Consider the following 24802-nt stretch of genomic DNA (forward strand, 5'->3'; position numbering starts at 1 on the left):
TAAATTTTGTTGTCAAATTTAATAAAAATCAGTTAAAATGGGGCGAAAAGAGGGAGCAAGTTTGTAACTTTGCTTGGCTTGAGGTTTTGAACAACTTTACAAACTTCGAAACCTTAAACTTTAAACTAAAATTTAATGATTTACCCCAAAATACCTTTAGCGCAAAGCATAATTGAAATTTGTTTAGCCAAAGGAATTACCACCATAATAATTTCGCCAGGATCGCGAAATGCCCCTTTAACGATTGGTTTTGTAAGCAATCCCGCTTTTAGTTGTTACAGTATTGCTGATGAACGATCTGCTGCTTTTTTTGCTTTAGGAATCGCACAACAGACAAAGCAGCCTGCAGCATTAGTATGCACATCTGGTTCCGCATTATTAAACTACTATCCTGCCATTGCTGAAGCTTTCTACAGTCAGATTCCATTGATTGTAATTTCCGCTGACCGACCGCATAGTAAAATTGATATTGGCGACGGACAAACGATTAGGCAAGAAAATGTATTTGCGAATCATTCTTTGTATAATGCCAATTTGGATGAGGTGGTATGCTTTGAAAATGACATTAAAATAAATGAAGCAATCAATATTTCAATTGCTCAAAAAGGACCCGTACATATCAATGCCCCTTTTGAAGAACCGTTGTATGAAACGGTTTCTGAACTTTCCGTAAGTGTTAGCGTTACTGCTTACGCAAAAGATACGCAGTCTCTTTCACAAAAAGAGGCAGGGAAGTATGCGACGATTTGGAACAAGTCCACAAAAAAATTGGTATTAGTGGGCGTGAATGAACCGGGAGTAATCAGTGATAGTACAATTGAAATTTTAGCTGCTGATCAATCGGTGGTGGTTTTGACTGAAACAACGTCAAACGTACATCATCCCACCTTTATAAATACCATAGATACTTTAATTACTCCTTTTACCAATGAAGAGTTTGAGGATTTTCGTCCTGAAATATTAATCACTTTTGGAGGAATGATCGTTTCGAAACGAATTAAAGCTTTTTTAAGAAAATACAAACCAAAGCACCATTGGCATATTGATTCACTGCGGGCATACGATACATTCAATGCATTGACCAAACATTTTGAAGTAGAACCAAATGTATTCTTCGATGCTTTTTTACCGCTGACAAAATCAATTGAGAGCGATTATTTTAAGAAATTGGATGCCGTGAATAAATTGCGAGAGCTAAAAAGCAAGATCTATTTAGATAAAATTCTATTCTCAGATTTTAAATTTTTTGAAAAAGTAATTCCGAGTTTGCCAAAAAATTCGCAGTTGCAAATTAGCAATAGCTCGGCCATCCGTTATGCACAGCTGATTTCTATTGATCCTTCCATAGAAGTCTATTGCAATCGAGGAACTAGTGGTATTGATGGGAGTACTTCTACAGCAATTGGTGCGGCTGTAGCCAATGGAAAACAGACGGTGTTTATTACGGGTGATATTGGATTTTTATACGATAGCAATGCGTTATGGAACAATTACATTCCCAAAAATTTTAAAATAATTTTGATAAACAACGGAGGTGGAGGAATTTTCAGGATCTTACCAGGTCATAAAGAAACTCCTGTTTTTAATACTTTCTTTGAAACTTCCCATTGTTTAACAGCAAAACATTTAGCTACGATGTACGGATTTGAATATACTATTGCCAGTGATGAACTGAGTTTAGAAAAAGGTTTAGCGACTTTGTACGGTCAAAATGAAAAGCCGGGGCTACTGGAAGTTTTTACCCCAACGCTGGAAAATGATGCTATTTTGCTGCAGTTTTTTAAAGAGTTGATCTAATTTCATAAAAAAAGTCAATAAATGACTTTATAAATTAGTGGTGTTTTAAATAAATGTTTAAATTTGAGATACTTAACTAATTTTTATTAAATATTAAATCTTTATTTATGAGTGCAAGAGATGAATTAATTGTAAAGTATGCCGCTGATCTGAGAGACAAATGTGGTATAAGTCCTAATATGGATTTACTGACAAAAGTAACAATAGGTTGTGGACCTTCTATTTATAATGCAGATTCCGCAACAGTGGCAGGAAGCCAGCAAGTAGAATTAGATACAGTAAAAAATAATTTCTTGATAAAGAAATTGGGTTTGGCAGATGGAGCAAATTTAGACGCAGGTATCGATGCAGTAATGGAGAAATACGGTCGCTCTAATAAAAATAAATACAGAGCTGTTGTCTATTACCTATTAGCAGTTCACTTCAAAAAAGAAAGTGTTTACAATTAATATTTTTTTTATAATATGAAAAAAGCGCCTTTTGGGCGCTTTTTTTGGTTCTGTCTCATCTCTCTATAAATAACATTGTATGTAGTGAGTTTTTACTCTATTTATTCCTCAAGCAATTGTTTTATCTGAAGATTAAACTTTTCCCCGTCATAATTAGCGAATCCCTCATGGTGTAATCTCATTATTCCATATTTATCCAAAACGATTGTAGTAGGTAATGATCCCGAATAAATTTCTTTCGGAACAGTCGATACCGATTGGAAAATTGGTAATAAAAAATTCTTCTTATCTAAAAACTGTTTTCCTATGGCGATATCATCATCCATGTTTATCATCAAAAATACTATGTTATCATTATCTTTAAATTTTGAGTGAAATTTTTCTATAGAAGGAAATTCAGCAATACATGGTGGACACCAAGAGGCCCAAAAGTTGATGAAAACAACTTTACCTTTCAAGTCAGCTGTATTTTGAACATTCCCTTCGTAATCCTTAAAATCAAAATGATTACGGAGTGTATTATCTGAAGAATTAACTGTTGAAATCTCAGCGTTGAAGAGACCAGTGAATAGCAACTGCTTAATGAGAAATGATTTTGCATCCGGACTGAATAGTAAAACAGCAATAAAGATTAGGAATACAATTGTCGACAAATTTTTCTTAATCATTTTTAGATTAATAAGTTGTTTCGATTGCTTTTCTCCATTATTTTTTTCGACCATTATTATATTATTTTTATTATTGTTGTTTGCGTCAAAATATTGACAAATCTCTATATGAATTTCTATAAAACCAAGCAACAATTGGTAGCTTGGTTTTATAGAACTTCATTATTTTACTTTTCCTTCTTTCATTTCTTCCGAAGGTTTTATCACTATTAGGTCATCATTTGAAAATTCCCCAAATACTTCAGCTATAGTATCTAATTTGATGCCTTCCTTAACTGATACTTTTTTAATTTCATTATTGTTAAAGGTAAGCACAAAAGTACCACTTTGTGTATTCAGTATACTTCCATTTTTGACCCAATAAGAGGGTGCTTTTCTTTGTAATTTTAATTTAACTTGGGCGTAATCACCACCTTGTAACTCTCCTGAGGCATTGTCCACATCAAATTCTATAGTCAAAGAACGATCATCTCTGTTCAAGAATCCTGAACTTCGAGATAATTTAGTTTTAAATATTTTTCCGGGCTGCGAACTTATTGTGAAAGTTGCAGGCATCGATTCCGTTATAGATGCAGCATGTTTTTCGGGAAGAGCAAGTGTTAATCGCAGGCGATTTCCTTGTGCAATCATAAACAATGGCTGCCCTGAACCTGTTCCTGCAAGCGCTCCAACGGAGACATTTCGAGAAGTTATGATCCCATCAAAAGGGGCTGTGATTTGTAAATATTTTTTAAGTTGTCCGCTACCCGCCGTTCCAGCGCTGGCACTTTGATAGGAGGCTTGAGCGCTTTCCATAGCACTTTTAGACCTTTCTACTTCTATAGCAGCAACAGCTCCTGAAGTTTTAGACGCTTCAAGCATTCTTTCATACGCTTGTTTTGCATACAAATAATCGCTGTATGATTTCTTTTCCGATGATTGGTCCGAAATGTATTTTTGATTCATTTCTGGAGCGACAAGTTGTGCAAGTAATTGTCCTTTTTTGATCTTTTGTCCGCGTTCAACATATATCTTTTCGACGAAACCATTCACCTTGGCATAAACCGCTACCTCTTCGTATGGTTGTAATTCGGCTGGTAAGGATATTTCATATTCAGGATTTATATGCTGAATAATAGCTGTTTTAGGCTTCTGTAATTTAGCCACTTTGATAGCTACTTCTTTTGCTTCTTTTTTATCAGAGCAAGCAGTTAAGGCAAGCAATGTAAACGTTGCAATAGCAACCGTTTTTATTTTTTTATTTAGATCGTACATTTTATATTTATTAAAGTTTATTAAACAAAATATTTACTTTCATCATCATCTGGATCAAGCGAAGGATTTGCAATCGCTGTTCTAGAAAGCATTGACGAAAAGAAATGGGGCACCAATAAAAGTATGGTGACCGTAGAGGCTATTAACCCTCCAATAACAGCTCTTCCTAGTGGAGCCACTTGTTCGGCGCCATCGCCAATTCCAATTGCCATGGGTAACATTCCGGCTAGCATTGCGGCGGCTGTCATCAGTATCGGCCTTAGTCTTGAAGTGGCTGCAAGACGTGCTGCATTTGCTGGCTTAAGCAATAAGTCTTTCCGATAAAATTCCGCTTGATTAACTAGCAGTACAGCATTAGAAACAGATACTCCTATAGACATAATTATCCCCATATAGGATTGTAAATTGAGCGTACTTTGTGTCACAAACAACAGCAACAAGCTACCAGCAATAACCGCTGGAACTACCGACAAAATAATTAATGGCACTTTATACGATTGATAATAAGCCGCCAACATCAAGAATATCGCAATAATTGCAACTCCTAAACCTGATAATAAATTACTCAAGGTATCATCCAAAAGTTTAATGGTACCTTCTGTCCAAACCGTGACTCCCCGTGGTGGTTCACCCGCATCTTTAATGGCTTGTTTCACAGCGCTCGATGCTGTTCCTAAATCTTTGCCATGTAGATTTGCAATTAGGGTGACGTAGCGGTTAGCTCCTTTTCGATTAACTTGTGCTGGAGAAGTGACTCTTTTAATAGTTGCTACATCTTCGAGCACAGGTCTTAAACTACCATTTTTTAATGGTAAAGATTTTAGTTTTTGTTCCGATGACATTATCGCTTCTGGAATTTGTACTTGCACCTGAAACACCAATCCCGATTTTGGATCTATCCAAAGATTTTTATTTGTAAAACGAGTTGACGAAGTGGCAGTGACTAAACTTTTCGTAATATCTTGCACTGTTAAACCAAATTGTCCAGCTAGGTCACGGTTTATTTCGATTTCTAATGTGGGATAAGCTACAGGTTCTGCTATACGAACGTCTCGCAAATACGGAATCGATTTTAGATTCCCTTCAATTTTGGAAGCAAAAGAAAAAGCAGCTTTCAATTGTCCTGCACCTACTTTTACTTCTATTGGGGTCATAGCTCCTTGACCCATAATCTTTTCTGTAAATTCCATTGGTTCAAAATTGATTGCCACTTGTGGATGACTTTTTTTCAATTTTATCCTGATCTCTTCCTTCAAATCTTCCATCGATCCCTCATACACTTCTTGGTTGACCGAAACTTGCACTATTGCCTCATGAGAAGCATTCGTAAAAGTAAATATGGTGTTAATAGGTGAAGTCGCTGGCTGCATTCCGACAAAAGCGGATGATATCGCTACGCCGTTTTCTGGCACCAATGTTTTAATTTCACCTAAAATTTCTTTTACAATCCCCTCCGTTTTTTCCAGTCGGCTTCCGGTTGGAGCTTGAATGCGTAGTTGAAAATCGCCACTGTTGGACAACGGCATCACATCTGTTCCTACATTAGGCAATAACAGCGCTATCAATCCAACAGTTACAAAAACATAAAGTACAAAGAGCGAGATAGATTTTGTAGACCATTTACGCATTCGATAAGAATAATTGACGCGAAATTTATCAAAGAAAGCACGTTTGCGAGCCGTATTAGCTACTTCATTCTTTTTCATTTTCATCATCCAATTCGCTAGAATTGGAACAAATGTTTGAGAAGCAACAAAAGAAGCCACCATTGCAAAAGCTACTGCAATAGACAAAGGCATAAACATATCTTTTGGAATACCTGTCATAATAAAAGCGGGCGTTAAAACGGCTAGAATACATAGTAAAATAAGCAGTTTCGGAATTGAAATTTCAACTAGAGCATCACTAATTGCACGTTGTTTGGGTTTCCCCATTTCCATGTGTTGGTGTATATTTTCAATGGTGACAGTGGCCTCATCTACTAATATTCCTATGGAAAGCGCTAGTCCGCTCAATGTCATAATGTTAATAGTTTCCCCTAGAAAATACAACGCAGCAACCGCACTCAGTATAGCAATTGGAATAGTTAACACCACAATTAATGCTCCTCTAGTATCTCCCAAAAATAAAAAGATAACCAATCCAGTAAATACAGCACCTAAAATTCCTTCATGGATTAAATTAGATAATGAACTTTCTATATATTTCGACTGATCGAATTCATATTTTATACTCACATCTTCTGGAATTTGATTTTGCAACATGGGTAATGATGCTTTCAAATTTTTGACCGCTTCGATTGTTGATGCATCTGCTTTTTTTATAATCGGAAGGTAAACCGAACGCTTACCGTTGATAAGTGCATAACCAACCGTTTGATCTGCTCCATCTTGAACACTCGCAACATCTCTTATGTAAATGGTACGCGAGTCGTTTGTTTTTATTGGAGTATTTAAAAACTCTTCTGGACTCTTTGCAATGGAATTTATGGGAGCCATTAAATTTTCATCGCCAATTCGGATGTTACCAGCAGGCGATGGAAGACTGTTTTTTGTAATGGCAATGGTTATTTCTTCAGCGCTCAATCCGTTGGCCTGCATGGCTTCAGGATCTATATTAACAATAATCGAACGAGCATTTCCTCCAAAAGGTGCTGGCGCAGTGATCCCTGGAATGGCAACAAACATGGGACGTATTTTTGTAAGTACTAAGGTTTGAATTTCATTAATAGAACGCTGATCACTTTCAAATACTAATTGTCCAACAGGTAACGAACTTCCGTCGAATCGAACCACCATAGGAGGTACCGCTCCAGGCGGTAAAAAGCCCATGGCTCTGGAAACTGAGGTGGAAACTTCTCCTGCAGCTTGCGCCATATTTGTTCCAGGGTAAAAAGTCAATTTCATAAGCGTCAATCCTTGAATGCTTTTGAAGTCCATACTTTTGACTCCACCCACAAACAAAAGCACTTTTTGGAATTCATTTGCCATAAAACCATCCATATAAGCAGGAGATAGTCCTCCGTAGGGCATGGCAATATACATGGCAGGAAGTTCTACTTCGGGAAATATATCTACATTTATTTTTTTTATTGCTGTAAAGGATAAGAAGACAATTGCTGCAACAGCAACAATGACAGAGATAGGCCTTCTTAACGCAAATCTTATTAAGTTCATATCAATAGAATTATAGATTAGTAAAAAGAAAATTAAAATCGGATGTCAGCTCAGCTTCATAGGCTACCAACATCCAATAATCTTGCGATGCTTCTAAAAGTTGATTTTCTGCAACTTCAAATAATTGCTGTATTTGCAGCAGCTCATTTAGCCCAATAAGACCGCTTTTGTAGCGAGATAGGTACATTTTATACCCATCATCAGACTGTTTTACAGCAGTGGTTGCCTTTTCTATTTGTTTGAATTGTTGACTAATTCGCACCTGGGCTGCAGCTAAATCGGCCTGCATACTCTGCTCGTATTGTGTATGAAGGTTTTCTACACTTTCTGCTTCTTTAAGGAATCCTTTACTTTTTATGCTGTTGGTAAGAACGTTTGTAATATTCCACGTAATCCCTACTCCAGCAATGAAATTATTAGCATTGTTAGCAAAGCCATCCTTCCATTTTCCAGATACATAGCCATTGTCATTGATGCTTGTACCTCTATAAGAAATCCCTCCTAAAAAATGTACAGATGGTAACAGGGCACGATTTTCAATCACACTTTTAGCAGTGTAAAAGTCTGCTTGATGTTTTAAAGAGCTAAGAATAGGATGAGAATTACTTATTAATGTTTTTCTTTCTTCAATAAAAACCACTGGTTTTGCGAAATGTGCTAGTGCACTTTTGAAGTTAAAAGCACTTGCCCCAGAAAGTTCCTGTAGCTTTATCAAAGTGGCACTACTATTCCCTTCCAACTGGTCATTTATTGCAAGTGCTTGAATATAAGCAGAAGAAGCCAGTAAACTATCAGCCGCAGGTTTTAATCCCGCTTTTGACAATCCAGAAGTAATGGTACGAATCTCATGTAGTCGTTCAATCGTTTTTTCATTCCAAGAAAGTTTTGTTTTGTTATATAAAAGTTTGATATATCTTTCGGATAAAAGCTTTTTTAGTTGCAGAACATAAGCGTCTTTTTCACTATTTTTTCCATTTGTGACTGCACGAGCGGCTTCATTTTCTTTTCGAAGTTTACCAAAAGAAAAGACTTCCCAATCTACAACAGCAGACCCAAATGAATTTGATGAGAGATTAGCTCCATATAATGATGCGTCACCACTAACATTAAAAAAACCAGCTTGTGGAAAAAATGCGCCTCCAATACCATCATACGTTCCATAAGTACTTTGCGCTTGCGCTTTAATTTGCGGTAGTCTGCTCGATTTTACTGCACGCTCATTGAATGCGGAAGCATCTGCAGCAGTTTGTTTGGCTTTAATTCCTGAGTAATCTTCTGCAACATTTTGCCACAAATCATTTAAAGATTCAGATGACTGTTGTGCATATACGGGAACTAAGAATCCCGTGACTAGCCACAAGAATGTGGCTGCCAATTTATATTTGACCATAATAAAATAATAGATTTTGAGATCAGGTTATTGATCAATTAATTGAAAAATTGATGTACTGAAAGATGCCATAGTAGAAGGTTCTCCAATGGCATTTATAAAAACTATTAGGGTATCAAATGATCAATTTGCGGTAGAGCAAGAAGATGGGTAAAGGATCACAAATTTTAAAGGTGTTGTAAAAAGGATGCTTATTTTTTTCTTTTTCAGAAACAGAAAAAAGTAGCATTACAATTGCTGACAAAGTAGCAACAGCCAATAAGTTACTTGTAAATGATGATTGTGTTGGAGCTTGTGATAAATCGGAAGTTAGCGAATGCGAACAAGCATCGTAAACGGCAGTTGAAAAAGCATTGTTTTTTTTATTTCCACCCTGCTCAATTGCAGTAGGAATTCCAAGAACATTTTTTATTTCATTTTGTATGTAGCATGAAGAAAAAAGTAAAATAGTAATCGCAGCAATTGAAAACAAATGCCGAAATAGGAGTGCTATATTAGTTTTTAAATTCCTGTTCATTGCTACGAAGATATGTTTATTGTTAAGAAATACAAACCGGAATCAATAAATTTAGATTTTTTTAACTTCTTTGTGACTATTTATTCCATTAAACGCTCCCTCTTACTTCTGTTGGTTTTGAGGTTCTTTTTATCAATTGTAATTTTTCAAGATTTATTGCATCTAAAAATAGCTATGTCATTAGAATAGACCTACTATATTACTTCTAAGAGAAAGTTAACAGGTACATCTTATTTTTAACCGATGAACATGTCCAAAAAAAACAGGATATATGTTTTAAAGAGAAAGCAGTCCAACTTACTTAAATGAGAATAATCATTTCAAAAATCACTTGGGATTTAGGATTACCAGCTGAATAATTCCAGCATAAATATGCTTGAATTATTCTATAGGTTCGCAGTATAAATTTAGAGAAATTAATTTCATTTTGATTTCTTAAATAGATGCTAAAAAGTTCTTTTTTTGTTTATTCCTATGTCGTTTTAACGAATAGGTATTGGAAAAACCGGTAAGCTTGCATGTCCTAATTCATCTATCGCTTGAACAGCAAAAAGGAAATTATCTTTAGAATAGGGGATTGTGGTTTTCGTATCTGTAATGAAAATCATTTTCTCCCAGTTTGTGGCTGATGTTTCTCTTATAAGAACTTGGTATCCGTACGTTTTTTTGTTCTCCGCTGCTTTCCAAGCTAAAGTTGAGAAATTAGTCAAGTCTTTTACCTCAATGCCCACATTAGTAGGCGCTTTTGGTGCCCAAGCTAAATTAGCCAATGTGGCTAAATTTGAAGCAGCTATTTTGCGTAGGTATTCAAAATCCATGAATTCGGGTAAGTCACCATATTTAATGGCGTTTTCAGTTCGTAAATCTTGGTGTTGATGATCAAAGTTTTCATTCATTTCGCAGAAACGAACTGCAGTGAATCCGTTTTGACTAAAAGGAGTATGATCACCACCGCGCAAAAAACGGTCATTTCTATAGACCAAGTTAACTTCTAACTGAGCTACATATTGATCAGTTGCTGTTTTTATGTATCGCGCTAACAGTCGAGATGGGCTGTCGTTGTCTCTATTGGTTAGTTTTCTCATTTTTGCTTCGTCCTCAGTTTCTAGATAGGGAGTCGCTTCACTAAATACTCTTACTTTAGTATTGTCTCTAAGGTTTGTTCCGCTAGACAAGCTGTTTCCTATCATATCGTTGTTGAGCATCGCCACGATATTCCAGTTTTCTTGTTTAGCAAGCTCAGCTAAATGTCTAGCACCGTACAATCCTTGTTCTTCTCCCGTTACAGCTACAAAAACGATTGTATAAGGAAAAGATCGCTTACTCATAACTTTAGCCAGTTCCATCATGGCGGCAACTCCAGAACCATCGTCATTAGCACCTGGCGCATCTGATTTGGCATCCATAACATCTGTAACTCGGGAGTCGAGATGACCGCTTATAATTAATACTCGGTCATCACTGGAATCTGTTCCTTTTAAGGTTGCCATTACATTTCCCATTTGGCTATCAACAGCAATGCGTTTTCCATCTGCTTTTATGGTAAAATAATCGATTTTTGACGTAAGTCGGCCATTTGATTCTAAAGCGTATTTATCAAATTCAGATTTCACCCATTGTTGTGCTGCGCCAATGCCTCGCGTTTTACTTTTAGTGTCGCTTAAGGTATGGCGGGTGCCAAAGGAAACAAGTTTTTTTACGGTGTTTTCAAGACTTTCAGCTTTGACTTCCGTAATCATTTTTTTAATTTCGGGATCATCAACAGTGATTTGGGCGAAGCTGACTTGAGTAAAAAGCAATAAGGCAAAGAGGTAGCAAAAAAGATTTGGTTTCATTTATTTTTTGGTATTTATTTTCAGAATTTAAAATTAAGTAAAAAAAGAGATTTAATAGTGGGTAAAAATAATTTTAATAGTTGTTTAATGAGTTTTAAGGAGCTTTTTGTTGGTTTTGTAGAAAATGAAACGTTGTAATTTAGCCCCGATAGAAGTGCGTATCCTTTTTGGGCTGGGGTTCAGCCCAAAAGATACTGCGGATAGCGGGACGAATCGTTTTTGTAATTTATGTTGTTTTTGCTTCTAAAAAGGAAAATACGAGGGAATTGTATGATGGGATGGGGTTACTATTTTCAAACTTCGTACCTTTGCAGCTTAGAAAATTGAATAAAATGATTGAAATAGGAAAATACAATACGCTTACAATACTTCGTGACACTAAAGTTGGTTTATTTCTGGGCACACCAGAGACAGATCCTGAGGGAATACACGACATACTTTTACCCAATAAATATGTGCCTAACGAATTTGAGATAGGTGAGGAGTTGATTGTTTTTGTTTATTTAGATCATGAAGAACGTCCTGTAGCAACAACACTAGAGCCTTATATTTTATTAAATGAATTTGCACTTTTGCGTGTAAATTATGTTAATCAGATTGGTGCTTTTATGGATTGGGGAATGGAAAAAGACATTCTGGTTCCGTTTAAAGAACAGGCTCGTCCTATGGAAAAAGGAAAACGGTACTTAGTGTATCTTTATATGGATGAGAAAACGAACCGTTTAGTAGCTTCAAGTAAGACGAATCAATTTCTTAAAAATGAAGAACTTACAGTTGAAAAAGGAGAGGAAGTAGATTTGATTGTTTCGCACATTACGGAGATTGGGATCAACGTAATTATAAATGAACGCCATAAAGGATTGCTTTACAAAGATGAAGTTTATGATGATGCTATTCGTACGGGTGATCGTATGCGCGGATACATTAAAAATATTCGTCCTGATAATAAAATTGATGTTGCCTTACAGATACAAGGATATCAAAGCATCGAACCTAATGCAGATTTAATTCTAGATGAATTAAGAGCCAGTCGTGGTTTTTTACGATTGACAGATAGCTCACATCCTGAGGATATAAAGACTGTTTTAAAAATGAGTAAGAAAACATTCAAGAAAGCGATTGGAGCTTTGTATAGAGAAAAGCTAATCGAAATCAAAGAAGACGGAATATACCTGATTAAAGAATAAAAAAAAAGAAAGACTAATCGAAAACGGTTAGTCTTTCTCTTTTTTAGTTTGTTTCGAATAATCGAAGTACAAAGCTAAAAATAATCTAGGGCAAAAATTTACTTACAAGCTAGACTCTTATTTATAATAAAAACCATTTGGTTTCTTTTTATTGTATAAAGATAGTAAATCCAAAATTTTTGCTGCCATGTAACTTTGTTAATGCAGCGATATGGTTTTCATAATCTTTCTTTTAACCGTAGGTGTTACTATAGTCCTTTCACAATTTCGGTAAATAGCTTTCCCGTTTTCTCACTTTTTCTGTTGTTATTATTTAAAACCACAAAATAAAGAGAGACGAAATTTTTAAATTCAATCAAAGTATTCTTTTTTTAGGTTAATAAATCAGTGAAGTTTAATAGCTAAATCAGGATTGTTTATTCCTATTCTGCTGATTAGCATGTTCTAAAATTAGTCATTATAGTAGTTGACCACTGTTAATAAACTATTTTTTTTTAAACTTTAACACTTTACCATCGTTTTGTAAAGGAAGGATTTCTAAAGCTTCCCTCATAGAATAGTATAAAATGCAAAAAATGATTTATTTTTACACTTAAATAATTTAAATCAATTATAATGGATTGGATCACTGCCAAAGAATACGAAGATATCACCTATAAGAAATGCAATGGAGTTGCTAGAATAGCATTCAACAGACCTGATGTGCGCAATGCTTTTCGTCCAAAAACAACAGCTGAGCTATACAACGCATTTTACGATGCGCAAGAAGACACTTCTATAGGGGTTGTTTTACTTTCTGCTGAAGGGCCTTCGTCGAAAGATGGAGTGTACTCTTTTTGCAGCGGCGGGGATCAAAATGCCCGTGGTCATCAGGGGTACGTGGGAGAGGACGGTCAACATCGTTTGAACATATTAGAAGTACAACGTTTAATCCGTTTTATGCCAAAGGTGGTGATTGCGGTGGTTCCTGGCTGGGCAGTAGGTGGTGGACATAGTTTACATGTCGTTTGCGATCTAACACTAGCGAGTAAAGAGCACGCGATCTTTAAACAAACAGACGCTGATGTGACCAGTTTTGACGGTGGTTATGGTTCTGCTTACCTTGCTAAGATGGTAGGACAGAAAAAAGCACGTGAGATTTTCTTTTTAGGACGCAATTATTCGGCTCAGGATGCAATGGATATGGGGATGGTAAATGCCGTTATTCCTCATGCTGAATTAGAAGATACCGCTTATGAGTGGGCACAAGAAATATTAGGCAAATCACCTATGGCGATCAAAATGCTAAAATTTGCGATGAATCTGACCGATGATGGCATGGTAGGACAACAGGTTTTTGCAGGTGAAGCTACGCGATTAGCCTATATGACCGAAGAAGCCAAAGAAGGTAGAAATGCATTCCTTGAAAAGCGTAAGCCAAACTTTGAGAAAAAATGGTTGCCCTAATACCGTTTAAAATTTAAGGCTTGAAGTTGGTTTTAATAACCTACTTTAAACGTTTTGAATACTAAACTTTTAACAAAAAATAAATGAAGAACTTCTCAAACGAGACGATAGATACCACGCAACTTCCTAAATTTGAAGAAGTAGAATTCTCTATTTTAGATACTGATTATTGGAAAGTAACGGTGCTAAATGTATTTTTTTTTTTTCTAATTGTAGGAGTAGGGCTAGGAGTATTGTTGTTTTTTAATAGAGGCTTATTAGTTTTTGCGGTTGGAATTGCAGTAACTTATTTTGTCTTTCTTTTTCTTGTATTGTTATTATCGAGAATTAGTTTTAAGAAAAAAGGGTTTGCATTCAGGACTCATGATGTTCTTTTTAGGCATGGAGTTATAGCGACAAATACGATTGTAATTCCTTATAATAGAGTGCAGCACGTGGCTTTACATGAAGGGTTTGTTTCTAGGTATTTCGGGTTGGCAAAAATCGAAGTTTTTACTGCGGGAGGAAGTTCCAGTGACATAGAAATCCCAGGAATCAAAAAAGAGCAGGCCGAAAATATCAAGCAGTTGTTAATGGGGAAAATTCAAAAACAACTGTAAATGGAGGATACTTTACATCAGCCTCAACGGCAATCGTCCGTCGGAGTATTAATCCTTTTTTTAGATACCCTGCAAAAATGGGGGCGCGGTTTATGGCCTATAGCGGTGATTTGGATTTTTAAATTCGAGGAGCTTAATAAAGTATATCTGCTTTTAGGTACAATTGTTGTTGTGCTGACAATCGGAATTGTTGCCTACTTGCAATATCGGAGCTTTACTTTTTATTTGGACAATGAAAATGAGGAGTTTATCATCAGCGAAGGAATTTTTAATAAAACAAAAACGATTATTCAGCTGAATAGAATCCAACAGGTAAATATTAACCAATCCTTAATTCAAAGGATTATTGGTGTTTATGAGCTAGACGTTGATACTGCTGGAAGTGCGAAAAAGGAAGGAAAAATACAAGCGATTTCACATCCATTGGCTTTAGCCTTAAAAGCAAGGTTAATGGACAATGAAAAAAAAGAAATTAGTTCAGCAGAATTAGAAGAGCCCTTACTAACTGAAACAGTAGAAGAGCTTCCTTTTATGAAAATTAGTTTTTTGAGCTTGTTAAAAGTCGGGATTACGTCAAATTACGTAAAGAGTCTGGGGTTGATTTTAGCCTTTTTTGCCACGGCGTACGAGAATAGCCGTAATTTCATCGAGCATTCGGATTTTGACAAAACGAAAATTAATGCCTATTTAGATCGAAGTTTAGCGATGCAATCGATCGCTATAATTGTAATGCTGATGTTGTGCTCTATTTTGATCATTAACCTAGTTCGTACCATTTTTAAGTATTACGATTATAAAATCACTAGACAAAATGGGTCATTATTGCTTTCTTTTGGCTTATTAAGTACAAAAAGTACTATTTTGAAACAAGAGAAAGTGCAAATTGTAACTGTTACTAGAAATTATTTTCAGAGGAAAATGAATATTCTGGAACTTAAAATTAAGCAGGCGACAAGTGGTGAAACAGAGGAACGTAAGTCGGTGATTGAAATTCCGGGATGCAATGAAAAAGAGAATGAAGAAATATTGAAATTGTTGTTTAAAAGCATACCTCAAAAAGGGGTAATGCTTAAACCTAATTTCCGTAAATTGGTTTTCTCGATATTCCTTTCAATAGTAATACCTTTAACTGGTTTTTTTGCTTTTGCAAATTATATTGAAGAGCAAGTATACGAATACGTTTATTTGTTACCAATATATGTTTTCTTTGTAGGAGCTATTGTCTATTTTGGTTTTAGAAATAATCGATTGTTTATTCATGATGATTTTATCATTAAACAAAATGGTGCTTGGGATGTAGACAATAAAATTATAGAACCAGGAAAAATTCAGGCAATTACAACCTCACAATTGTTTTGGCATAAAAGAGTTGATATCGGTTCGATTACAATACATACGGCTGGCGGAAACATTAGTTTTCAATTAGGGAATTTCACCTTGCTTAAACAATATGTGAATCTTTGGTTGTACGAAATGGAAACGTCTAACAGCAATTGGATGTAGTTTTAGTTTTTAAATAATAAAAAATAAATTTATCAAATTAACGAATAAAAATAAAATGAGACATTGGATTGAAGCAGCAAGAATTAGAACATTACCCTTATCCGTTTCAGGAATAATTGTGGGAAGTATGTATGCATTAGCAAACCCAACGGACAACATACTTACGCCTACAGAAGTTTTTAATTGGAGAATATTTGGTTTTGCCATCTTAACAACACTTGGATTACAGATTTTATCCAATTTTGCCAATGATTACGGTGACGGAATGAAAGGGACAGATAACGAGGATCGAGTAGGGCCAAAAAGGGCAATCCAAAGCGGCGTAATTACTCCGCAAGCAATGAAAGGAGCAATCATAATTACGGCCTTGCTTACGTTGCTTTCTGCTATACTATTGATCTATTTTGCCTTCGAGGACACTAACCTGTACTATTCACTATTTTACCTGGTATTAGGAATACTAGCAATTTTAGCGGCAATCCGTTACACAATTGGGGCTAAGGCTTATGGATATCGTGGGCTTGGTGATGTCTTCGTATTTGTATTTTTTGGTATAGTCAGTACATTAGGAGTGAATTTTTTGTATTCGAAACAAATAGACATCGAACTTTTTTTGCCCGCAATCGCAATAGGACTTTTAAGTGTTGGTGTTTTGAATTTAAATAATATGCGTGACGAAGAGTCAGATAGGAAAGTAGGGAAGAATACTTTGGTTGTGAAAATGGGCGGTAAAAAAGCAAAATTATACCATTATTTTCTAATCACTTTTGCAATGGCTTTGGTGGTTGTTTTTGCTTTGTTGAATAATTTTCAATTAGATCAGTACTTGTTTTTACTGGCTTACATCCCTTTAACCAAACATTTAAGTACTGTTTATAAAAATAAAGCACCTAAGGCATTAGACCCTGAATTAAAAAAATTGGCGTTAAGCACCTTCGCACTTTCAGTATTATTGGCCTTATGTATGATTTATTTCTTTTCAGATATCATTGTGAATACCCTTTTAGGAGGACGATAAATAAACCATAAATTATGAAAATTACATATTACGGACACGCTTCTCTGGGTATCAAAGTAGGCGGAAAACACATTTTAGTAGACCCATTCATCTCGGCAAATCCATTGGCGGAACATGTTGATATTAGTACGCTAAAAGCAGATTATATTTTATTAACGCATGCACATGGCGATCATATTCTGGATGTAGAAACCATTGCAAAGCGCACGAATGCTATCATCGTTTCAAATGCTGAGATTGCAGGTTATTATGCAGCCAAAGGATTTCAAGCACATCCCATGAATCACGGCGGAAGCTGGACTTTCGATTTCGGGAAAGTGAAATATGTAAACGCCATTCATTCGAGTTCGTTTCCTGACGGCACTAGTGGTGGTAATCCGGGCGGATTTGTTATCGAGGGTGAGCACAAAAACATTTATATCGCTGGAGATACAGCCCTTACAATGGACATGAAATTGATCCCAATGCGTACCAAGTTGGATTTGGCAATTCTTCCCATAGGTGACAATTTTACGATGGATGTCGAGGATGCTATTTTGGCTTCAGACTTTGTACAATGTGATAAAGTACTGGGTTATCATTATGATACTTTTGGTTATATCGAAATTGATCACAAAACAGCCATTCAACAATTTTTCGATAAAGGAAAAGATTTAATGTTGCTAAAAATAGGAGAGAGTATCGAGTTATAAAATGGTTTAGGAGCTATTTCCAGCTGTCCACTATATCTTTTATGTCTCGTCCAAAAAGACGAGGCATAAAAGGATGCCGTTTCCATCTGGGCTAGTTTCGTATACTTAACACAAAAGACATCAGTGAATAAAGTAATTTTTATGCTATTCATTAGCATTTTTTATCAGTCGGGATTTGCCCAGCAAGACGGCTATTGGGACAAAGAGAGAGCCACTACTAAAGAAATTATCGTTTCGGCACGAGATAGAATCGTGATTAAAACCGATGATTTTCCTATTGGAACAACAGAGTTAATTTACAGAATTACTCTTTTGGATGACAATCAGAAAATGGCAAGTAGCTTAGTTTCGGTTTTAAAAGCAATTCCAGATCCTACTGGAATCAGTCAAGGATCTGCGGGTGCCGTTTTTTTGTTGTCTCGTATTTCAGGAGATGATAAAAGCAAGTACGCTATTTTTTCATCAAACGAACAGGCTTTAACGTATCAAAAAAGCGGTAAAATGGAATATGCTTGCTTAGCGCAAGAAACACCGTTAAGCAAAGACGCAAAACGACTGTCAATAGATAAGTCTGCTTGCTTGAATAACAATACGGGGAATCTTTGGTTTGGTTTCGAAAGCTCTAATTGGATTATGAAGCAAAAAATCATTCTAGAAGTAGTGCCTTGGGTTGACACTAAGTTAAGCCGAGGCTGGACTTTAGAAAATAGAAAATTTGTAATCAATCAATGCAAGACCTCCGCATTAGCTCGAAAACTAGCAAACTCTGATGATTTTTGTATTTGTATTGAAGAGAAAATTCAAAAAAAATATAAGTTTCAGGAATTCCAGAATTTACTTTTGATGGAACAGGCCAAAGTATATAAAGACAATGGAGAAAGTTGCATTAATGAGACGGGCGTTTCTAATGGAGTGTATAATGACTTGCGTAGCCAAGCATTAAATTTTGTCAAGAAGAGGGATTATGGCAATGCAATTACACAATACATAAGGATAATCAACGATGGAAAGGCAACTGCAGTAGATTATAGTAACATTGGCTTTGGTTATATTGTAACCAAACAATATGGCAAAGCGATTAAGTTCCTAAAAGAAGGCGAGAAGCTGGATGATACAGAGCTATTAGTAAAACTCAATTTGGCGCATGCCTATTTACTTAATAATGAATTTAGAAGCGCAAAATCCATATACAAGGAATACCAATCCCAGAATGTGAACGACAGCCTGAGCGTGACTCAAAAAATAAAACAAGATTTTGAAGTATTTAAAAAAGCAGGAATTCAAAATGATGATTTTGAGCGAGTATTAAAGTTAATCGAACAGTGATATTTTCAGTTTTAAAAATCTACAATCCACAATTAATTTGAAAGCAATCTACCACAAATATATACTGGAATTCAAACGTCCTTCAGGAACTTCCCGAGGTGTTATGATCGAAAAAGAAACCTGGTTTTTAGTACTTGAAAAAGACGGAAAAACAGGAATAGGCGAGTGCGGCATTTTGAGAGGATTGAGCATCGATGACCGACCAGATTATGAAGAAAAATTACAATGGACTTGTGCTAATATTCATCTCGGTGAAGAGCAACTTTGGGAAGCTTTAATAGAGTTTCCTTCAATTCAGTTTGGAGTCGAAATGGCTTTTCAATCGTTGCAAAGTGAAAGCCCTTTTTTACTATTCCCTTCAGAGTTTACTGAGGGCACAAAATCAATCCAAATCAATGGTCTTGTTTGGATGGGTGAAGCCGCTTTTATGAAGCAACAAATAGAAGAGAAATTAGCGCAAGGATTTGCTTGTGTAAAACTAAAAATTGGGGCGATAGATTTTGAAAAAGAACTGGATTTATTGCGGTATATCAGGCAATATTTTACTCCGGAACAGATTGAAATTAGAGTAGATGCAAATGGTGCTTTCGATATAAGTAAAGCTTTAGATAAAATTTCACAACTTTCTGAATTTAAACTACATAGTATAGAGCAACCAATACAAAAAAACAATACTGACAGGATGGCAGAGTTGTGTAAAAAGACTCCTTTGCCCATTGCTTTGGATGAGGAGTTGATTGGCGTATTTACATTAGAAGAGAAAGAACTGTTATTACTAAAAATAAAGCCGCAATACATCATTTTAAAACCTAGTTTTATAGGTGGTTTTAAAGGAACGCAGGAATGGATTTCATTGGCTAAAAAGTACGATGTCGGATGGTGGATTACGTCTGCTTTGGAGAGTAATATTGGATTAAATGCCATTGCGCAATGGACTTTTTTACAAGATAATTTGATGCCTCAAGGACTTGGAACAGGTGCTCTTTATACTAATAATTTTGAATGCCCACTAGATGTTTTTAAAGGGCAATTATGGTATAAAAAAGGGATTGACTGGAACTTTAGTATAGCTGAAATTATAAAATAGTCTTAGTTCGTGCCTTGGATCTTGAAGATACTAATTGCTTATTGATATGTTCAATTAATTGATCTTTGTCGATTGGTTTCGAAATGTATCCATTGCCTCCAACTTCAATTGCTTTTTCGGCTTCGTCCGTAAATACGAAGGCACTTTGAGTAATTATGATTACATCTTCATTAAACTCCCTTATTTTTTTAATCGCTTCATATCCGTTCATCACTGGCATTTGAATGTCCATTAGTATGATATCAATATCTGGGTTTTTTTTGCAGAGATTTACCGCCTCAAATCCATTTCTGGCTATCAATAAATTTTCCCCAAATATTTTTAAAATTTTAGAAATAAATTTTAAAGAAATACTGTCATCTTCTGCAACCAGTATTTTTAATTTTTGTGTTTCATAAGGTACGAGTGCTAATTGGGGTTGGACTACTTTATCAGTTTCATTGGACTTGATAAGAGGGATTTTAAAATAAAATACAGAACCATGATCTGTATTGTTTTCTGCCCAGATTCTACCGCCTAAAAGGTCAATGTAAGATTTAGCAATATATAATCCCAATCCGGCACCATCATAATTCCTGCTTAATGAATCGTCCACTTGTCTAAATCGTTCAAAAATGATGTCTATTTTTTTAGAATCAATTCCTATGCCTGAATCCTGTACATAAAAAGTAATAGAATTGTTGTTTTTAAAACATCCTATCTCAATCAATCCATGATTGGTGAATTTTATTGCATTAGTAAGTAAATGCGATAATATAGCATAGACTTTTTCTTCATCTGTATGTATTAAATTGTCCTCTTGATTTAGAGTATTGTTAATTTTGAGTTCAATATTTTTTTGCAGCGCTTCATTTTTAAAATAATTAAAAATAGCTTTAATTTGATCTTTAACTGAAGTTTCTTTATAAGATAGATTGACTTGGCCAGATTCTATTTTTGAGATGCTAACGATATCATTTATGATATTTAGCATTCTGCTTCCACTCTTTTCAATAACGCGAATATATTCTTGTTGTGCCTCACCAGTTAGTTTTGGTTCCTTTAGAAGGGCTGTAAAACCTAAAATACCATTCATTGGAGTCCTGATTTCGTGACTCATGTTAGCTAGAAAAGAAGATTTTAGGCGATCCCCTTCTTCTGCCTTCTCTTTTGCGTAAATTAATTCAGTATTAATTTTTTGTATCTGAATAATACTCTCGTATAATTCTCTATTTCGAACCTCTAGTTTTGTATTAAGATCTTTTAGTTTTTTTTCGGCTAATTTGCGCTCCGTTATATCTTGAAAAAAAATAACGATTCCTTCTTTACTGGGGACAACTCGATTTTCGAACCATCGATCCCAAGGAAGAAAATAATCTTCAAAAACTATTTCCCTTTTGGTTTTCATTGCTTTATAGTACACTTTATGGAATGGTTTTCCAACAGCATCAGGGAAAATAACCCAAGCATTTTTGCCAATGAGGTCTTCAGGTTGTTTTCCAAACATTAGACCTGCTTTTTGGTTTACAAAAGTATACTTCCAATTGTTGTCTATAGCAACAAAAGCATCTGACATGTTTTCTAAAGATATAGTGAGTTTTTCATTAATTTGATTAATTTGATTTTCATTAGTTTGATTCGTATTGGTTATTGTATCAAACAACTCCTTTAATGAATTGTAATCTTGCTGTAATTTATAAAAATCGGATTCGATTTTAGCAGTATTTAAACTCGTATAATCCATTAGTTAATAAATTGAAGTTAGGTACAGATACTAAATGTATACTATACAATTTTTAAAAATCTATAGGTCTAAAATTAAGTAGAATAAGGGTTGTTAAATATAATAAATAATTACTGTAAAAAATAAAAGTAATGTTTTTTTTTGTGTCTATTTTACTAGTACTTTGTGTAGAAATAGACAAAAAATAAGTTATTGCATTTTTTTGGCAAATTTCCCAATCGTCATTCCTTGCACTATAATTGAAAAACATACTATAACGTAAGTGATGGTTACCTAAATATCCTTACTGAATTAAGGAGCGATAGATAAGGCAAGTGCTATAGAAATCCCCCCTCTTAACCCATCCCAAGTTAAAATAAGAATGGTTTTTTGAGTAATTCTTTCTTTCAAACGAACGGCGATGGAAGGGATGTAAATTGAAATATACCTTGTCATCAGTGTTATTATTAATAGTATTATGACTGCAAAAAGTATTTTTTCATTGACTTGTATGATTAATAATTCTAAACCTATTAAAATAAACAATACTGCATTTAAAATTTCATCAATAAGTTCCCAAAATTCATCAATATATTCTGCGGTAACATCTGACATTCCTAATTTTTTGCCTTGATTTCCTGTAATTAATCCTGCCGCAACCATCGCCAGAGGTCCGGAAACATGGATAAAATGAGCAAGCGTATACCCTCCATAACTATTGCTAAAGTGATTAAAACTTCCACTTGGTAATGGTCAATGCTAGCAATCAATTTATACCCGATGTAACCAATTCCAAGTCCTAAAAGTAAGCCTCCAATAGCTAATTGTTTAAATAATAATAAGATGTTACTTATTTCTAAATTGGCTTCAGGTTGCGCTAATTTTAAAATCGTAATAACAACGACAACAGCTACTCCATCATTAAACAAAGATTCTACAGCAATTTTAGTCTCTAATGATTTAGTTATACCTGCACTTTTTAGTAAACTGAATACAGTGATGGGATCAGTAGGGGGGATTAGAGCGCCAAAAAACATGGCATGGATTAACAGAACATCAACCCCATAAAAGTGAGCCAGTAGGAGGCTGTAAATCCAATTATGAAAGTACTTATTGATACGCTAATGGTTGAAAAAAGTAAAATACTAAGTTTTTCATTATTCAAATCTTAAAATTTGATATGAATCGCTTCCGCAAATAGCATGAAACTTAGCATTCCTTCTAATAATAGTTCGCTGAAATTAATATTGTCCATTTTTACCGCAATATTTTCTTTAAACGGAGGGAATTAATATCCGAGAATTAAGATAAAAAAAAATTAAAGAAACTAACATCAAACCTATTGCATTGAGTAATTTTAGGATCCTAAAATTGATAGAAATAAAGCCTGCTGACAAAACAATAAGTACTGAAAAAAGAGGAAATAAATCCATTCTTATTTTTTGATATTAACATTAAAATCGGGTGCCTGAACTAATTGGAATGTTGCAGAAGCCATTTTTACGGCTCCATTTGTTTTTTCAATTTCAGTTAATATTTTAGTAAATAATTCTGTTTTTGTAGTTCTTCTCCTTTTATATCCCACGACATAACGAAGGGTATATTCTGCCCAATTATCGTTGGCAATTAAGGAAATCATTGGTTCTGTTTGGGCATCTTCTAAGCGATATTTATTTTGAAGAGAGGTCCATTTTTGTTTGGACTTAATTGTCAGGTCTCCAGCTACTTCAACTCCGGCCTTAAGAATTATTTCCTTGGCTTTATCATAGTCACTGCCATATTGAACAGGAATTTTAATTTCATCCCATAAAAAAGGAAAATCTCCTGAATAGTTAAATACAGGTTCCTTAAAAACATAACTGTTTGCAATCAAAACAATTCGGCCGTTATACAAATCGCCGTCAACCCATTGACCAGTTTCCATAATAGTAGTCCTTAGTACACCAATATCCATTACGTCGCCTTTAATTCCACCAAGCTGAACGCGATCTCCTGTATTGTAAAATCCTCCAAACATGATAGCTAACCATCCTGCAAATGAAGCGATTACTTCTTGTAGAGCAAATGCAATACCAGCACCAGCAACCCCTAAAGCAACGGTAAGGTTCCCAAGTCTATCGCTGAATATAATTGTTAAAAGAAGTATTGTTAAAAAATAACCAATAAAACTACTAAATTTCTTAGCCTTGTATCGGTTATTATTATCTTTAATTTTCGAAAAAAGATTTTTTTGAATGGTATTTATTAACATCCAAATTATTGCGATGCCAATAAAAAAGCTTACAATTTTTCCAACTGTTGGATTATAAAGATATTCTTGAATTTGCTCTTCCATTTGTTATTTGTTAATGTGAACAACGCGCTGGGGGAAAGGAATGGTGATGTTATTCGTTTTAAACAATTCAAATATTTTTATCCTCATTTCGCTTTTCGTATTTTCAACACGAAATAATTCTTCGGACCAAAAAATTATTGAAAAATTCAATGATGAATCGCCAAAATCCGTAAAACGTATAAAAGGACTCGGTTCCTTCAAAACGCTATTTTGACTATCAACAGCTTGTTTTAATATTTGCATTACCTGTGCAACATCTGAAGAATAGTCAACACCTACATTTACTTCAAACCGCGATGCAAGATCGTTATGAGTCCAGTTGATTAATTGATTTTTTGTCAAATCAGAATTAGGTAAAATAATATACTTGTCATCTCTGGTCAGAACTGTTGTCGTTCGCAAATTAATTTCCTGAACAGTACAAACCATTCCGTTTAATTCGATAACATCATTGACTTTTACAGAGGAATCAAGCAATAGTAAGATTCCAGAAATAAAATCACTAAAAAGATTCTGAAGTCCTAAACCAATCCCTACTAAAAGGGCCGCTGATCCAGCTACAAGCACCGATAAATTAAAACCAAATAATTGTAATCCAGCAATGATTGATACTAGAATAATTAAATATCGAATTAGCCTGTAAATAGAATATTTTTTGGCTACGTCAATTTTTTCAACTTTATAAATTGCTTTTCTAATGATTTTTAACACCAGTAGCACTACGATTATAAAAACAATCAGCTTTATTATACCAATAACCTTTATGTCAAAACCACCATCTTGAAAAAGAGTATAGTCGATTATTTCCTTCATGTGTTTAA

Annotated in this window: 19 protein-coding genes and 1 pseudogene; 10 read left to right on the forward strand and 10 right to left on the reverse strand. The window is 34.9% G+C overall.

Annotation, left to right across the window (positions count from 1 at the left end; all coding sequences use genetic code 11):
• Positions 1–135 precede the first annotated feature (135 nt).
• Together menD and AC4PRO_RS03980 are read left to right on the forward strand one after the other, a co-directional pair.
• Complete coding sequence (gene menD, locus AC4PRO_RS03975) at positions 136–1797, forward strand: 2-succinyl-5-enolpyruvyl-6-hydroxy-3-cyclohexene-1-carboxylic-acid synthase (RefSeq protein ID WP_074724278.1); 1662 nt, start codon at positions 136–138, stop codon at positions 1795–1797.
• A 107-nt stretch (positions 1798–1904) separates the two neighbouring features.
• Positions 1905–2246 carry a DUF2853 family protein gene (locus AC4PRO_RS03980; RefSeq protein WP_074724277.1) on the forward strand — a complete coding sequence of 114 codons (342 nt, stop codon included), beginning with the start codon at positions 1905–1907 and terminating at the stop codon, positions 2244–2246.
• Between the two features lie 101 nt (positions 2247–2347).
• On the opposite strand, the gene AC4PRO_RS03985 is transcribed toward AC4PRO_RS03980, so the two are convergent.
• The 6 genes from AC4PRO_RS03985 to AC4PRO_RS04010 all read right to left on the reverse strand — a co-directional run bounded on the left by AC4PRO_RS03985 (position 2348) and on the right by AC4PRO_RS04010 (position 11086).
• Positions 2348–2968 carry a TlpA family protein disulfide reductase gene (locus AC4PRO_RS03985; protein ID WP_492116405.1) on the reverse strand — a complete coding sequence of 207 codons (621 nt, stop codon included), beginning with the start codon at positions 2966–2968 and terminating at the stop codon, positions 2348–2350.
• A gap of 108 nt (positions 2969–3076) precedes the next feature.
• Positions 3077–4168: an efflux RND transporter periplasmic adaptor subunit gene (locus AC4PRO_RS03990; RefSeq protein ID WP_074724275.1), complete on the reverse strand. Its 1092-nt coding sequence runs from the start codon at positions 4166–4168 to the stop codon at positions 3077–3079.
• A gap of 20 nt (positions 4169–4188) precedes the next feature.
• Complete coding sequence (locus AC4PRO_RS03995; protein ID WP_492116406.1) at positions 4189–7344, reverse strand: efflux RND transporter permease subunit; 3156 nt, start codon at positions 7342–7344, stop codon at positions 4189–4191.
• A 10-nt stretch (positions 7345–7354) separates the two neighbouring features.
• Positions 7355–8734, reverse strand: a complete 1380-nt coding sequence (locus AC4PRO_RS04000) for a TolC family protein (protein WP_492116407.1) — start codon at positions 8732–8734, stop codon at positions 7355–7357.
• A gap of 115 nt (positions 8735–8849) precedes the next feature.
• Complete coding sequence (locus AC4PRO_RS04005; protein ID WP_492116408.1) at positions 8850–9251, reverse strand: hypothetical protein; 402 nt, start codon at positions 9249–9251, stop codon at positions 8850–8852.
• Positions 9252–9733: 482 nt separating this feature from the next.
• Positions 9734–11086 carry a M20/M25/M40 family metallo-hydrolase gene (locus tag AC4PRO_RS04010; protein WP_492116409.1) on the reverse strand — a complete coding sequence of 451 codons (1353 nt, stop codon included), beginning with the start codon at positions 11084–11086 and terminating at the stop codon, positions 9734–9736.
• A gap of 332 nt (positions 11087–11418) precedes the next feature.
• On the opposite strand from AC4PRO_RS04010, the gene AC4PRO_RS04015 reads away from it, so the two are divergent.
• From AC4PRO_RS04015 to AC4PRO_RS04050, 8 genes are all read left to right on the forward strand, one after another.
• Entirely contained in the window at positions 11419–12273 is an 855-nt protein-coding gene (locus AC4PRO_RS04015) for a CvfB family protein (protein ID WP_492116410.1), read from the forward strand.
• Between the two features lie 615 nt (positions 12274–12888).
• Positions 12889–13719: a 1,4-dihydroxy-2-naphthoyl-CoA synthase gene (locus tag AC4PRO_RS04020; protein WP_074724270.1), complete on the forward strand. Its 831-nt coding sequence runs from the start codon at positions 12889–12891 to the stop codon at positions 13717–13719.
• A gap of 83 nt (positions 13720–13802) precedes the next feature.
• Positions 13803–14318: a PH domain-containing protein gene (locus AC4PRO_RS04025; RefSeq protein WP_492116411.1), complete on the forward strand. Its 516-nt coding sequence runs from the start codon at positions 13803–13805 to the stop codon at positions 14316–14318.
• The gene (locus AC4PRO_RS04030) at positions 14319–15821 is read left to right on the forward strand and encodes a PH domain-containing protein (protein WP_492116412.1); all 1503 of its coding nucleotides are present in this window, start codon (positions 14319–14321) and stop codon (positions 15819–15821) included.
• A gap of 55 nt (positions 15822–15876) precedes the next feature.
• Positions 15877–16839 (forward strand): 1,4-dihydroxy-2-naphthoate octaprenyltransferase, encoded by a 963-nt coding sequence (menA, locus tag AC4PRO_RS04035; RefSeq protein WP_492116413.1) that lies wholly within the window; start codon positions 15877–15879, stop codon positions 16837–16839.
• A gap of 14 nt (positions 16840–16853) precedes the next feature.
• Positions 16854–17531 (forward strand): metal-dependent hydrolase, encoded by a 678-nt coding sequence (locus tag AC4PRO_RS04040; RefSeq protein ID WP_492116414.1) that lies wholly within the window; start codon positions 16854–16856, stop codon positions 17529–17531.
• Between the two features lie 141 nt (positions 17532–17672).
• Positions 17673–18857 (forward strand): tetratricopeptide repeat protein, encoded by a 1185-nt coding sequence (locus tag AC4PRO_RS04045; RefSeq protein ID WP_492116415.1) that lies wholly within the window; start codon positions 17673–17675, stop codon positions 18855–18857.
• Between the two features lie 37 nt (positions 18858–18894).
• Positions 18895–19944, forward strand: coding sequence for an o-succinylbenzoate synthase (locus AC4PRO_RS04050; protein ID WP_492116416.1), 1050 nt, complete (start codon positions 18895–18897; stop codon positions 19942–19944).
• Here the strand turns inward: AC4PRO_RS04050 and AC4PRO_RS04055 are convergent.
• The 4 genes and pseudogenes from AC4PRO_RS04055 to AC4PRO_RS04070 form a co-directional block, all read right to left on the reverse strand.
• Positions 19934–21667 carry a PAS domain-containing hybrid sensor histidine kinase/response regulator gene (locus AC4PRO_RS04055; RefSeq protein WP_492116417.1) on the reverse strand — a complete coding sequence of 578 codons (1734 nt, stop codon included), beginning with the start codon at positions 21665–21667 and terminating at the stop codon, positions 19934–19936. The genes AC4PRO_RS04050 and AC4PRO_RS04055 overlap by 11 nt on opposite strands.
• Before the next feature lie 291 nt (positions 21668–21958).
• Positions 21959–22764 (reverse strand): annotated as a pseudogene (locus tag AC4PRO_RS04060) (cation:proton antiporter domain-containing protein).
• Between the two features lie 317 nt (positions 22765–23081).
• On the reverse strand, positions 23082–23981 hold the full coding sequence (locus tag AC4PRO_RS04065) for a mechanosensitive ion channel family protein (RefSeq protein WP_074724262.1): 900 nt from the start codon (positions 23979–23981) through the stop codon (positions 23082–23084).
• A 3-nt stretch (positions 23982–23984) separates the two neighbouring features.
• Positions 23985–24794, reverse strand: a complete 810-nt coding sequence (locus AC4PRO_RS04070; protein WP_492116418.1) for a mechanosensitive ion channel family protein — start codon at positions 24792–24794, stop codon at positions 23985–23987.
• Positions 24795–24802 lie beyond the last annotated feature (8 nt).

The sequence above is a fragment of the Flavobacterium sp. DW-iso2 genome (assembly GCF_058725285.1).

What these genes read in the sequence shown, in the direction of transcription:
- menD (WP_074724278.1), top strand. Translation starts at nt 136, where the DNA reads ATGATTTACCCCAAAATACCTTTAGCGCAAAGCATAATTGAAATTTGT.
- AC4PRO_RS03980 (WP_074724277.1), top strand. Translation starts at nt 1,905, where the DNA reads ATGAGTGCAAGAGATGAATTAATTGTAAAGTATGCCGCTGATCTGAGA.
- AC4PRO_RS03985 (WP_492116405.1), bottom strand. Translation starts at nt 2,968, where the DNA reads ATGGTCGAAAAAAATAATGGAGAAAAGCAATCGAAACAACTTATTAAT.
- AC4PRO_RS03990 (WP_074724275.1), bottom strand. Translation starts at nt 4,168, where the DNA reads ATGTACGATCTAAATAAAAAAATAAAAACGGTTGCTATTGCAACGTTT.
- AC4PRO_RS03995 (WP_492116406.1), bottom strand. Translation starts at nt 7,344, where the DNA reads ATGAACTTAATAAGATTTGCGTTAAGAAGGCCTATCTCTGTCATTGTT.
- AC4PRO_RS04000 (WP_492116407.1), bottom strand. Translation starts at nt 8,734, where the DNA reads ATGGTCAAATATAAATTGGCAGCCACATTCTTGTGGCTAGTCACGGGA.
- AC4PRO_RS04005 (WP_492116408.1), bottom strand. Translation starts at nt 9,251, where the DNA reads ATGAACAGGAATTTAAAAACTAATATAGCACTCCTATTTCGGCATTTG.
- AC4PRO_RS04010 (WP_492116409.1), bottom strand. Translation starts at nt 11,086, where the DNA reads ATGAAACCAAATCTTTTTTGCTACCTCTTTGCCTTATTGCTTTTTACT.
- AC4PRO_RS04015 (WP_492116410.1), top strand. Translation starts at nt 11,419, where the DNA reads ATGATTGAAATAGGAAAATACAATACGCTTACAATACTTCGTGACACT.
- AC4PRO_RS04020 (WP_074724270.1), top strand. Translation starts at nt 12,889, where the DNA reads ATGGATTGGATCACTGCCAAAGAATACGAAGATATCACCTATAAGAAA.
- AC4PRO_RS04025 (WP_492116411.1), top strand. Translation starts at nt 13,803, where the DNA reads ATGAAGAACTTCTCAAACGAGACGATAGATACCACGCAACTTCCTAAA.
- AC4PRO_RS04030 (WP_492116412.1), top strand. Translation starts at nt 14,319, where the DNA reads ATGGAGGATACTTTACATCAGCCTCAACGGCAATCGTCCGTCGGAGTA.
- menA (WP_492116413.1), top strand. Translation starts at nt 15,877, where the DNA reads ATGAGACATTGGATTGAAGCAGCAAGAATTAGAACATTACCCTTATCC.
- AC4PRO_RS04040 (WP_492116414.1), top strand. Translation starts at nt 16,854, where the DNA reads ATGAAAATTACATATTACGGACACGCTTCTCTGGGTATCAAAGTAGGC.
- AC4PRO_RS04045 (WP_492116415.1), top strand. Translation starts at nt 17,673, where the DNA reads ATGCTATTCATTAGCATTTTTTATCAGTCGGGATTTGCCCAGCAAGAC.
- AC4PRO_RS04055 (WP_492116417.1), bottom strand. Translation starts at nt 21,667, where the DNA reads ATGGATTATACGAGTTTAAATACTGCTAAAATCGAATCCGATTTTTAT.
- AC4PRO_RS04065 (WP_074724262.1), bottom strand. Translation starts at nt 23,981, where the DNA reads ATGGAAGAGCAAATTCAAGAATATCTTTATAATCCAACAGTTGGAAAA.
- AC4PRO_RS04070 (WP_492116418.1), bottom strand. Translation starts at nt 24,794, where the DNA reads ATGAAGGAAATAATCGACTATACTCTTTTTCAAGATGGTGGTTTTGAC.